At 40.1% G+C, this 12,085-nt stretch carries 11 protein-coding genes; 4 read left to right on the top strand and 7 right to left on the bottom strand.

The window, feature by feature from the left end; all coding sequences use genetic code 11:
* Positions 1 to 21: 21 nt before the first annotated feature.
* Both PSH50_RS07550 and PSH50_RS07555 read right to left on the bottom strand, forming a co-directional pair.
* Positions 22 to 789, bottom strand: a complete 768-nt coding sequence (locus PSH50_RS07550) for a haloacid dehalogenase type II (RefSeq protein ID WP_273589914.1) — start codon at positions 787 to 789, stop codon at positions 22 to 24.
* Entirely contained in the window at positions 789 to 1,439 is a 651-nt protein-coding gene (locus PSH50_RS07555) for a peroxiredoxin-like family protein (RefSeq protein ID WP_273589915.1), read from the bottom strand. Before PSH50_RS07555 ends, PSH50_RS07550 begins: the two co-directional genes overlap by 1 nt.
* A 120-nt stretch (positions 1,440 to 1,559) precedes the next feature.
* On the opposite strand from PSH50_RS07555, the gene PSH50_RS07560 reads away from it, so the two are divergent.
* Positions 1,560 to 2,447, top strand: coding sequence for a LysR family transcriptional regulator (locus PSH50_RS07560; protein ID WP_024032599.1), 888 nt, complete (start codon positions 1,560 to 1,562; stop codon positions 2,445 to 2,447).
* On the opposite strand, the gene PSH50_RS07565 is transcribed toward PSH50_RS07560, so the two are convergent.
* Complete coding sequence (locus PSH50_RS07565) at positions 2,427 to 2,942, bottom strand: DUF2937 family protein (RefSeq protein WP_273609460.1); 516 nt, start codon at positions 2,940 to 2,942, stop codon at positions 2,427 to 2,429. The two genes, PSH50_RS07560 and PSH50_RS07565, sit on opposite strands and share 21 nt — an antisense overlap.
* Before the next feature lie 119 nt (positions 2,943 to 3,061).
* Between PSH50_RS07565 and PSH50_RS07570 the strand changes: the two genes are divergently transcribed.
* Genes PSH50_RS07570 through PSH50_RS07580 form a run of 3 tightly spaced genes read left to right on the top strand, consistent with a single transcriptional unit; the run spans position 3,062 to position 7,757 of the window.
* On the top strand, positions 3,062 to 3,637 hold the full coding sequence (locus PSH50_RS07570; protein WP_004588915.1) for an RNA polymerase sigma factor: 576 nt from the start codon (positions 3,062 to 3,064) through the stop codon (positions 3,635 to 3,637).
* Positions 3,634 to 4,713 carry a FecR family protein gene (locus PSH50_RS07575; protein ID WP_121637318.1) on the top strand — a complete coding sequence of 360 codons (1,080 nt, stop codon included), beginning with the start codon at positions 3,634 to 3,636 and terminating at the stop codon, positions 4,711 to 4,713. The genes PSH50_RS07570 and PSH50_RS07575 overlap by 4 nt, the downstream gene beginning before the upstream one ends.
* A gap of 8 nt (positions 4,714 to 4,721) precedes the next feature.
* A complete protein-coding gene (locus tag PSH50_RS07580; protein WP_273609461.1) occupies positions 4,722 to 7,757 on the top strand; it encodes a TonB-dependent siderophore receptor in 3,036 nt (1,011 codons plus the stop codon).
* A 300-nt stretch (positions 7,758 to 8,057) separates the two neighbouring features.
* Here PSH50_RS07580 and PSH50_RS07585 read toward each other — a convergent pair whose 3' ends face one another.
* The 4 genes from PSH50_RS07585 to PSH50_RS07600 form a co-directional block, all read right to left on the bottom strand.
* Positions 8,058 to 8,501 (bottom strand): PA2169 family four-helix-bundle protein, encoded by a 444-nt coding sequence (locus tag PSH50_RS07585; protein WP_004588918.1) that lies wholly within the window; start codon positions 8,499 to 8,501, stop codon positions 8,058 to 8,060.
* Positions 8,502 to 8,674: 173 nt separating this feature from the next.
* A complete protein-coding gene (locus tag PSH50_RS07590) occupies positions 8,675 to 9,613 on the bottom strand; it encodes a LysR family transcriptional regulator (RefSeq protein WP_024032602.1) in 939 nt (312 codons plus the stop codon).
* A gap of 17 nt (positions 9,614 to 9,630) precedes the next feature.
* Positions 9,631 to 11,349, bottom strand: a complete 1,719-nt coding sequence (gene aceK / locus PSH50_RS07595) for a bifunctional isocitrate dehydrogenase kinase/phosphatase (RefSeq protein ID WP_273609462.1) — start codon at positions 11,347 to 11,349, stop codon at positions 9,631 to 9,633.
* A 200-nt stretch (positions 11,350 to 11,549) separates the two neighbouring features.
* The gene (locus PSH50_RS07600) at positions 11,550 to 12,029 is read right to left on the bottom strand and encodes a DUF4124 domain-containing protein (RefSeq protein WP_273609463.1); all 480 of its coding nucleotides are present in this window, start codon (positions 12,027 to 12,029) and stop codon (positions 11,550 to 11,552) included.
* Positions 12,030 to 12,085: the final 56 nt, after the last annotated feature.

A 12,085-nucleotide genomic window follows, 5' to 3' on the forward strand; every position in this document is an offset into this window, starting at 1 on the left:
ATTAATTAGCGCTGGGAGTGCTTATTTAAGTAGAGCGGCTAATTCATGTAAATCTTTCACAACGTGGTCTGGTTTTTTTGCCAGTGGGTAAAGTGTTTTACCTGGGCGGGCGATAAAGGTTGTTTGTAACCCGGCTTCTTTAGCACCTGCTACATCCCAACCGTGCGCCGCTACCATCATTGCTTCATTTGCTTTTACATTTAATTTTGTTAACACCCACTCATAGGCACGTAAGTCTGGTTTATAAATTTTAATATCTTCAATGCTGTAACGCGCATCAAAGAACGACATTAATCCAGCGCTCTCAAACTGGGCTTTAACGCCTTTGTTTGAAGAATTTGTCAGACTTACTAACTTATAGCCCTGTGCTTTGAGTTTTGCCAGTCCTTCTTTCACATCTTTGTGAGGAGGTAGGGTTAAAAGCGGGGTGACAATGGCTGTTTTTGCTTGTTCATTAGTAATGGCTATGTTGTTATTTTTGGCAACCATGCGCAGCGATGCAACGCCAATTTGACCAAAATCGTGGTAATTACCACTTACAGTATCAACGAGTGAATGATGCAACATGGTCGAAAACCAAAGTGGTAATAAATCCTCACGCCCGCCAAGCGTTTTGCCTATAGAGGCGCGCATGGAGGTTAAATCTAACAAGGTTTCGTTTACATCAAAAATAAGTACTTTAGGTTTTACTTGCGCTTGTGGCTCCTCAGCCATAGCGTAGCCAGAGGCAAGGCTAGTACCAACAAGAAGTGATAGGGTAAGGGTTTTTAACGATTTTAAAATAGACATTAGTGTTGCTCCGATTCAAGGGCTGCCAATATATCAGTAGGCTCTGCGCGTAGGGTATAGTCTTCGTTTAAAAAGGCATACGTAATTATGCCTTTTTGGTTAATTACATAGGTTGCTGGTAAAGGTAATGTATAACTTTTATTGCCGTAGTACTTTTCAAAATCAATACCAAACTGGCTATAAAGCGCCACAATACGCTCATCTAAAGTAAACAGTAAACCAAATTGCTCGGCTACCTTGTTATTAATATCTGAAAGCACATCGAATTCAAGGGCATTTTTTTGTGCGCTAGATAACGTCTGGTCGGGTAATTGTGGTGATATCGCAACTAACTGCGCATTGTGCGTTTTAAATTCGGGTAAGTGATCATTAAGTGCTTTTAGCTCTAAATTACAATATGGACACCAGTTACCACGGTAAAAGCTAATTATTACCGGGCCATTATTTAATAAATCAGCGAGCTCAACTTGCTCAGCGCTATGATTGTTTAAGCTGAAATTGCTTACTTTAGCGCCTACCTGTAGCGCATTATCTTTTATATGCTGAGCAATGAGCTCTTCATTTGTCTGCGCCATAAGGGCTAATACATCGCCAGGTAGCTTCGCTTCTTTTTGCACGTTATAGGCATCAATCTGTGATTTTAAACTCATTATTAAATCTCGAATATAACTGTATGGCGATTATGGGTGTTTTAGTTATTTAAATATATATTGCAAAACTGAAAGCTTCATTCGAAAATATTAAATACTAAAAACTGCCTAGCCAAATGTATGTATAATTTAAGTGACCTAGAAACATTTATTGCCGTCGTGGAAAATAAAGGGGTGCTTGCAGCTGCGCGTGAGCAACGTTTGTCGCCGGCAACAGTAAGCCACAGGCTAAGCAAGCTCGAGCGTGAGCTGTCAACCGTGTTAGTGTTTAGAGACAGCAGACGAGTAAGGTTATCGCCCGCCGGTGAGCTATTTTATCATCGTGTAGGGGCTATTATAGAAGCTCTGCACGATGCAGAGCACAGCATTGGCGCACGAAGCTCTTCGGTGAGCGGGTTATTACGCGTGACTATGCCACCGTGGGTTTTTTCAAAGTATGTTATGCCTAAGTTGACCGAGTTTGAAACCCAATACCCGCAACTAAAGCTCGACTTTTTAATTACTGATCATTTTGTCAATGTGGTCGATGATGCACAAGATGTGGCAATTAGAGTAGGGCAATTAACCGATTCTGGCCTGCTTTCTCGTAAAATTGTCAACAACTCCCGTATTTTATGTGCAGCGCCAAGTTATATAAAAAAGCATGGTATGCCTTGTACACTAAGCGAACTGAGTACGCACTATTGGGTGTGTTTGCCCTGGCAAAGGCAGTTAAAACTGTATGATGAAAATAATAAAATACACACCTTTAATGCCAAAACGCGCTTTACTATTTCTAATTCCGATAACATGACGCAAGCAGCCCTTGCCGGACATGGCATAGCCATTAAATCTAAAATTGCGATTAACGACGAGCTAAGTGCCGGAAACTTAGTAGAGGTGATGCCCAATGTAATGGCCCAAAGCGACGCGCCGGTGTGGTTTTTACGGCCTCAAAATAGCTTAACAACCCGTAAAACTGAGGTGTTTTATGAGTTTATGAAGTCTTTATTTGCCAGCTATGAATAAGCGGTAATACCCGCGCTTAATAATGAATAAGGTTACAAAGCCAATAAACTCAGCAAAAATAGCAATAATAATGGCGCTAACAAGCGCTGCTATTATGGAGTCTTTTTTTAACACTATTTGCCCTTCAAAGCGTTGCCATACTTGCTTTTTAATGGTGAGAAAGTCGCTGGTTAAAGTAAATAAATAGGGCGATTGGTTAAAGTTATTAACTGCCACTTGTAAAGAGTGCTGGCGATTATTGAGGCTTTTAATATGGGTAGCCCCTTTACCAACAATATCATCACCAATATTTTCATAGTGGGCAATTAACTTGTTTAAATCGTTGTTAAAGTAGTTTTGAGCATCTTTTTTAAACGGGGCTAATGCGTTATTTGCTTCAATTAAATGTGCATCTAAAGCGTGCCCAAAGTCGCTTACAAAGGCTGGTATTTGTACCCCTAATAGTAAACCTGCTGCAAAAAAACTGAGCCTTATGTAATCTAATAATTTACTCATTTGATCTCCTGTTTACTCAAAACCCACCTAAACAACGCTAAATTAACATTTGCGCTTGTTTTTATGCCAAAAACTCGTAATCTATCGGTAATAAAAATAACAATAGGCCTATGTTAAGGATGACTACCAAAGTAAATATGACATCAACGTTTGTTGATATCACTAAGCAGTTAAAACGCTTTGTGTCGCGTATTGTACAGCCCGATGACGTAGAAGACATTGTGCAAGAAACCTTTATTAAAAGCTACGAAGCTGATTTAAAACAAGATATTCAGTTTAGGCGCAGTTACATGCTTAAAACTGCAAAGCACTTAGCGCTTAATCATATAGCCAAGTGGGATAACAAGTTTAATGACTCGTTAGAGCACGACGCAGAATTACCCCCGCTGCTTAAATCCTCACAACTTGAGGATGAGTACACCTCAAAAGAGCGTTTTTTACTTTTTTGCAGAGCAACGGATCAACTAAATTCTTCTATCCGTAAATGTTTTATATTTAAAAAAGTGTACGGTATGAGCCAAAAAGAAATCGCCCAGCACATGCAATTAAGTGAAAGCACAGTAGAAAAACACATTGCCAAAGGTTTATTACAAACCATGTTATACATGAAAGAACATGAACAAAATCATAACCAATCTGCGGCGCATAATTCTGCTTGTAATTCGGCTCTATCAATTGAGAGGGCAGCGAAATGAGTAATGTTCATCAATTTACATCAAAAGATTTAATTTTAGAAAAAGCCTGCCAATGGATCAGCGCAATTGATAGGGGCTTAAGCGAAATTGAAAAAGAGCAATTTAAGCTGTGGATGATGCAAAGTACCGCCCATCAAGATGCCGTCTACGAACTTGCGCAGCTATGGGATGAATTGGCCGTATTAAACGAGTTAAGCAGTTTATTTCCGCATAGAAGTGTAAAACAACCCCAGAAAAAAAGATGGGCGTTTTCTAGTGCCATTGCCGCGAGCTTATTTGCAGCATTAATGGTGTGTAGTTACTTATTAATTAACCTTGAAAACGGCTACAACGAAGAGCTGGCTAAAATAAATTACACCAAAATTTATACTACGAAGGTGGGCGAACAAGCCACGTATGTTTTACCCGACGGCACCATAGTGCAATTAAACACGAATAGCCTATTAGAGGTAGCTTATAGCAAAGGGCGTCGTCAGTTATTACTGAGTAAGGGGGAAGGGCGTTTTAATGTAGCAAAAGATGCATCGCGCCCATTTAGTGTGATGGCTGGCGATAAGAGCTTTACGGCACTTGGTACTGTATTTAATGTACAGCGCAATACCTCTTCTGATTTAGAGCTGGTTGTAACCGAAGGGAAAGTGATGATCACCGACCCAAGTGTTGCGGTAAGTGCCAACGATTTTAGAGACTACCAACTGGCTGATAATAACGCTAAAAAAGTACGTAAAATCAATGCCAATATTGTCATCTCTGGCGAAAAAGCAATTATAGAGCAAAGCATTACTAAACCTATCACGCAGCTTTCTGTGGATGACGTACAGCGTGATTTAGCGTGGCAAAATGGCATGTTAATTTTTAATGGTGAGCATTTAAGCGATGCATTAAATGAAGTGAGCCGCTACACCTCTACGCGTTTTGAGCTTTCAAGCGATGAGCTTGCCAATATAAAAGTGGCGGGTGTATTTAAAGCTGGCGATGTTGAGGGGCTACTTGAGAGTTTACAGACTAACTTTGCAATTGAGCATGAGCGTTTAGGTGAACATATGGTGAGCCTAACACAGCAAACTAAATCATAAGAAATGTTATGCATATCAAACAAATGTTAGGTGAAGTTGCATCTTTAAATGTTATTAGTAAAAAAAAGTTTAAAAAAAAGATAAAAAACTATAGAGGAATTTTGTTTGTCAGCTGTTTATATAAATTGCGCAGTAACCAAACGCATTTATTTAGGGGTTTAAGTGTACTTGTTCCGGCTATTTTTAGCTTGAGTGTGCAAGGGGCAACACAGACCACTGGGCAAATGGTGCAATTTGATATACAAGCGCAGCGAGCAGACAAAGCCTTAATAGAATTTGCGAAACAAACAGAGCAAACCGTGGTGTTTTCTTATGAGTTGGCAAAAAATTACCAAGCAAATTCGGTTTATGGTTTTTATACCCAATTAGATGCACTGCAAGCATTATTAAGTGGGACTGAGCTCGATGCGGTTGTTGATCAAAATGGTTTACTGAGTATAAAACTCAAACAAATCAATAGGAAAGATAACAACATGATGAAGCTTTCAGGGGTTAGTGCAGCTGTATTACCAGCATTGCTTGCAGCAAATTCACACGGTGTGAATGCAGCAGAGGATGTTGCACAAGAGAAAATAGAAAAAATTGCTATTGTAGGTAGCCGCGTAGCAGGGCGCTCAGTAGAAGATTTACCCGTACCCGTTGATATTTTAAGTGCTGAAGCACTTGAAAACACAGGCCAAACCGAAGTTGGCCGTATGTTGCAATCTATTGCACCTTCATTTAACTTTTCAAGCTCGTCAATCAGTGACGGCACTGACGCCTTACGACCTGCAACACTGCGTGGTTTAGGGCCTGACCAAACACTTGTGCTTATTAATGGTAAGCGCCGCCATCAGGCAAGTATTATTCATATCAATACCTCAGTAGGGCGTGGTACCGCAGGTACCGATATGAATGCTATTCCAGCCTCAGCTATTAAACGTATAGAAGTTTTACGAGACGGCGCAGCAGCGCAATACGGCTCAGATGCAATTGCCGGTGTAATTAATATTGTACTAAAAGATGGCAGCGAAGGCGGCAAAGCAGCGGTTAATTACGGCCAATACTCAGAGGGTGATGGCGAAACAGTAAACGTTGATTTTAATAAAGGGTTTGCCCTAGGTGATAGCGGCTACTTAAATGCAACACTTAATTACCGCGACCGCTCGCCTACTAACCGCGCAGGTTTGCACGGCTCGTGTCAGTTTTATGGCTGTACAGAGCTTAGCGACGGTACTTTACTAGCAGGCGATCCGCGTGAATTGACCGCCGACAGAGACACTTTTCGTATTGGTGATGCCGACTCACAACAATTTGGCTTAACCGTTAATGCAGGGTATGAGTTAGGTGATGGCGAGCTGTATGGCTTTATTACTTATTCAACGCGCGATAACGAATCAGCAGCGTTTTTCCGTCATAATGCAAATGCGGGCGGTAACCCTGTTTTGCAAGATAACGACGCAACTATCCCGTTAGGCTTTTTACCTAAAATTAATACCACAATTGATGATATTTCTTACAACTTTGGTTACAAAACCGACTTTGATAACGATGCAAGTTTAGATGTATCGTATACCTACGGTGAAAACAGCATTGATTACACAACAAGTGACACAATCAATGCCTCGTACGCTAACTTTTTACGTTACGAGCAAGGTTTAAGTGCCGCTGATATTCGCAGTACTATTCCGCGTGAAGCCTATGCCTATGGCATGGAGTTATCACTGCAAACCATTAATATAGATTTTACACAAAACTTTGATGACTACTCACTGGCTATGGGTGCAGAAATTCGTACCGATGAATACCGTATTTTAGAGGGCAGCGAATATGCTTATCGTGATTACGACACCCTTGATGGGGTAAGTATTTATAGTGGTTTAAGTGGCGGTGTAGGCTCTGAAGATGCCTCTGGCGGTACGCAAGGTTTTGGTGGTTCTTCGCCGGCATCATCGGTTGATGAGTCACGCGATGTAATTTCGTTTTACCTTGATGCAGAAACCTACCTAATTGAAGATGTCATTTTATCAGGCGCACTGCGTTATGATAATTACAAAGGCTTTGGCGACACGGTAAACTTTAAGCTTGCGGGTAACTGGGCAATTACTGATGATGTGTCACTGCGTGGTGCATTAAGCTCAGGCTTTAGAGCGCCATCAATGCAGCAATTGTATTTTAACAATATCAGCACACAATTTGTTGTGGCTGAAGACGGCTCATTAGTTGCTGAAGAAGTAGGTACATTCAGAAACGATTCAACCCTTGCACAAAGTTTAGGTATTCCAAAACTTAAAGAAGAAAAATCGCAAAACCGCAGCTTAGGTATTGTCTACAACGTAACGGATAACATTAATGTTACTGTAGATTACTACTCAATTGATATTGACGACCGCATAGTAATTAGTAATCGTTTAGGTAAAGGGCTTTCTTCAAGCCTAGATGCTGCATTAATCAGCTCAGGCGCAGGTGCAGGGCAGTTTTTCTTAAATGGTGCAGATACCGAAACTTCGGGTATTGATTTTGTAGCTACTTGGAATACCGAGGGATTAGGTGGCACGCTTGATTTTACTTTAGCAGCTAACTTTACTGAAACTGAGGTGGTATCGTTATTTACACCATCGGGCTCAGGGCTTGAAACCGTACCGGTTGAAGATGTTTTCTCTGATCAAGAAATTTCAATTATTGAAGAGTGGCAACCAGAAGATCGCATCAACTTAAGTGCGCTTTACCAGCGTGGTGATTGGACTGTAAACCTTTCACTTAACCGCTTTGGTGAATACACAGTAGAAGATGGCGGACGCCAAACCTACGGAGCAGAAATTTTAACTGACGTTAAAGTTAACTACTTCGTGACTGAAGATTTATCTGTAAATATTGGTGCAAATAACTTATTTGACGTGTACCCAGATAAAAACACCATTGGTAACTCACGCTCGGGCACAATTGTAGATTCAAATGGCAATACGATTGTAAGCAGCGATGGGGTATTTGAATACTCTCGCCGTTCAGCGCCATTTGGCTTTAATGGTGCTTATTACTATGTAGGCGCAGAATACCGTTTTTAATAAATAACACTCCCTTATGTTATTTAAGTTCAAAGGGCCGTAAGGCCCTTTTTTTGTATTTAGCCTTTTTAGTATTTATTTCTCAACCGCGATTTTATTGTGTTGCGCCTTACCTCAGCGTTAAATTATACCAATTCGCTTAATTAAACATTATTACGGATTGGTATAACCCCTGTATGGCTTTGATAATACTAAATGTGGCATTTTGGACTTGGCTATACATAGCAGGGTTTAAACTGGACGTTGTAATAATAAAAAACCCAGCGGCTAGGCTGGGTTTTAAATATATGCAATTGAAAATTAATGCTTTTGCATACGGCTCATTTCGGTGTGGCAGCTTTGCATCGTTAGCAAGGTTTTCGCTAAGGCTGCTTCACAGTCGGCTGGCTGTGGTTTATCCATCGCTGCTTTAATTTCTTCAAGTGTTTTATCTTCTACCTCTTCAAGCTCTTTAACGTATGTTTTATCGTTATGAGAACTAAACGAAGTGAGTAGGGCTGTGTAAGCTCTGCGTGCTTCTACAGCAAAAGAAGAGCCGTCTTCACGCTCACCTTTTTCGTTAACTGCATAAGGTTGTAAGCGCTCAACACTTACTTTTCGTGCGTCAATCATGCGTTGAAATAATGCGCCAATGGCTGGGTCTTCAACTTTCTCTTGCGCTTTTTGATAAAAATCAATGCCACTGTTCATTACTTGGATGATGTCAGTAATATGAGTTGCTTCTGTTCCTTGATGGGTATTCATAATGACCTCTCTTTACATGAATTTAAGTTTCATAGTAAATAGAGCAAAGGCCATTCCAGTTTTATTTTAATTTTTAACATGCTGAAATAGTTAGCTATTTTATTTATATTCAAACTGCAAGGCTATTTAAAATAAAATAACCTCGCAAATTTTACATGGCTTTTGTAATAAGGTTATTTAAGCTCATCCGCCACTTCGGCTACTTTTTGGCGTAACCATATATGACTTGCATCGCGATGCAGTAAAGGGCTCCAAATCATATCTAGTTCAAAAGGCGGTATAGGAAATGGAGGCTCTAAAATTTTAAGGCCTGCATCATCTAAGTAAATATTGGCAGCCTTTGAAGGTAAGGTCGCCACTAAATTTTGCTCTTTTGCTAAATGAATGGCTACGTGGTAATTACGGGTAAACGTAGCAATATTTCGGTGTTTACCAAAATGGGCAAGTGCTTCATCTACCCAACCTAGCTTTTGTACATCTTTAGGGTCCATTCCTACGCCAACCCCAAAGCCGGTTTTACTTACCCATATGTGGCGGGCTTTTAAATAGCTGTCTAGGCTAAAGTTTTCGATAATTGGGTTGTCGGCTTTTACTAAGCAGCAAAAGCTGTCTTTCCATATACGTTTATGATGAAAAGATTGCGGAAGGTTTTCAAAGCGGTTAATTGCCATATCCACTTTACCATTTTCAACATCATGAAACGTTACATCACTAGGCGTAAGTATATCTAAGGTTGTATCGGGCGCTTCTTCATGAAGTTTACTTAAAAGCTTTGGCGCTAATGTACTGGCTGCATAGTCACTGGCCATTATTCTAAATACACGTTTACTTTGGCTGGCTTCAAATTCGCGATTAGGTGCGAGAGTTTCTTCTAGGGTCATTAATATACCGCGAATAACCGGTTGCAGCTCTATAGCACGCTCTGTGGGGACCATACCTTCACTGGTACGTACCAAAATTGGATCGTTAAACAAGTTTCTTAAACGCTTAAGGCCGTTACTCATGGCTGGTTGAGTAATACTTAACTGGTTAGCTGCGCGGGTTACGTTACACTCACGTAATAGGGTGTCGAGGTAAACCAGCAAATTTAAATCTATTTTACTTATGTTCATTGTGTGTCCTTTAACGCTTACCAGTGATGAATAAAGCGTTGTGCTGTCGGGTATGGGTATATGTGACTAACATGACCCTTTTTTATATTTTGCTGAGCTTGCTTCCAAAAACTAACATCAACAAGCTCGGGGTGTGTACTGAGCAAAAACTGTTTGTACTTTGGGTTTGGCATAACAAAGGTACAAAGTTGCTCAGGAAAAACATCTTGCGGCGCAACTGAGTAACTTTGTTCATCAGTTAAGTAATCATCATAGCTTTTGGCCTTAGGTAACGCCCTAAAGTTCATATCTGTTAAGTATTGAACCTCATCGTAGTCGTAAAAAATAATGCGCTTGTGTTTGCTTACACCAAAGTTTTTAAGCAGCATATCGCCTGGGAATATATTTACCGCAATCATTTCTTTAAGTGCTTGGCCGTACTCTTCTATTGCATCGGCAGCACTTTCTTCGCTGGCGTTTTCTAAAAATAAATTAAGCGGTGTCATGCGCCTTTCAATATATAAATGCTTGATAATAAGCCACGGGCCTTCTATTACCATAGATGAGCCAATGGTTTTATGTAGCTGTGCCAGTAAATTACTATCAAAGCGTGCCAAAGGAAATACGACGTTAGAGTATTCTATGGTATCAGCCATGCGACCAACCCGATCATGGCTTTTTACCAGTTGATAGCGTTTAAGCACGGTATCACGGCCAAACGGTTTGCTTTCGCCAAACTTATCTTTAATTACTTTAAATACATAGCCAAAAGAGGGCAGTGTAAATACCATCATAACCATGCCTGGTGTGCCTGGCGCTATAATAAAGTTATCGTCTGAGTGAGACAAGTGATGTAAAAATTCACGGTAAAACTCTGTCTTACCTTGTTTATGAAACCCAATGGCATTATAAAGCTCAGCGAGTGTTTTATTAGGCATAAGTTGATTTAAAAATCGCACCATGGCTGAGGGCGCATGGGTTTCAACCATAAAATAAGCCCGTGCAAAGCCAAAAATAACCCGCATTTGCGATGATTTGGTTAATAGCGCATCGAGGTATAAGCCTTTATCTTCATGGTGCAGTACCGCAATAATAAAAGGCTGTACACCGCTTTGAGAGACCACTCGGCCGACTATGTAAGCAGCTTTATTACGATAAAAAGGCGTGTGCAAAATATCAAAGCGCATTTGCCAAGGCTGGTGGTGAGTGTCGGGCGCTTGTTTGTAAAATGCCTTTACGAGCAAACGTATATCGCGCTCTAAATTTACAAACGGGGCTTTAAAATCAAAATGCTCAATAATGCGCTTTATTGTGGGCTTTAAACCATCCACCACTGGAAAGTAGCTGCGGTACTCTGCCTCAACAGGAATGGCAGGGGCATCTTTTAATGTGGCTTGTACAAATATAAAGTCGTTATGAAAATAGCGTCTGTGGTACAAACGGCAAAATACTGAGTTATAAAATGTTTCGGCAAGTTCAGCTTGAGGATGAAAGCATAAAAAGCGTTGGTACAGTATTTTTACTTCAAGCCAAAGTTGCTCATTTAATTGCTCAGTTAACTGTGCTCGTTTTAATGCTTTAGTGGTTTCGTTTACTCTGTCATCGTAGTAACTAATACGCAGTTTACTAATTTCATTAATTTGCTGCCAATCGCGCTTTGCAAAAGCAAGCGGGGCTTGGGCGGTGGTTTTTTGAAACAGCTGATAATGCTTTTTAAAACCCGTTAAAATTAATTCAGCTATGTGGCGTGGCTGCATAAACACTCCTTAAAAAAGGGTATATAACGTTTTTAGTACAGCATTTATAAATGTTAGTGGTGCTGTAGCGTTATACACGTTAGAGCTTTAACTCTATAGTTGTTAAGGTTATGTTATTTTAAGTTTAAAACCAAGATAAATATTCTCAGTTTTTATACTTTTAGCTTAAAGCATAATTGAGTGTGATGGCAAAAACCATGCTATTGGTAGGAGGCTATTTTTTTCTCTAACTTTTTAATGCGCTTTTCAATTTCGGTGGTTTGCTTTTTATGATCTTTATTTATTATTTTTAATTGCTTGGTAATATCTTTGCTAATTAACTTTTTGTCCTCGTCATCTAAAATACGGTTGAGGCGCTGTTGTTGGTTGTATTCTGCGCGGTCTTTTTTACGTTTTATAATCGCTAATTTATTAGTATTACTTCTCAGCTCAGCTTGCAGGTCAAGCACAATCCGTTCGCGCTCTAATGCGTTTAGCTCTTTTGTGTAATCTTGCGCCGGAGCAGTATTAATTCCCGATACAGTATTAATTATGTAGGCGGTAGCGTTATCGTTACAAGGGAATTGCGAAAAGATAGTGCCGTTTTTTGTCACGCATTTATAGTAAGTTGTAGCATTTTGCGCATGCAGAGAAAGTGGGCATACCATTACTGCGCATAAAAAAAGTGTGTGTTTTTGCATTAATTTCATCCCTGAGCATTTACTATGATTTAGTAAATATAACCTAGCTTGGTGTT

The organism is Pseudoalteromonas sp. Angola-7 (assembly GCF_028599255.1).
In the GTDB taxonomy this organism is placed as follows: Bacteria; Pseudomonadota; Gammaproteobacteria; order Enterobacterales; family Alteromonadaceae; genus Pseudoalteromonas; species Pseudoalteromonas atlantica.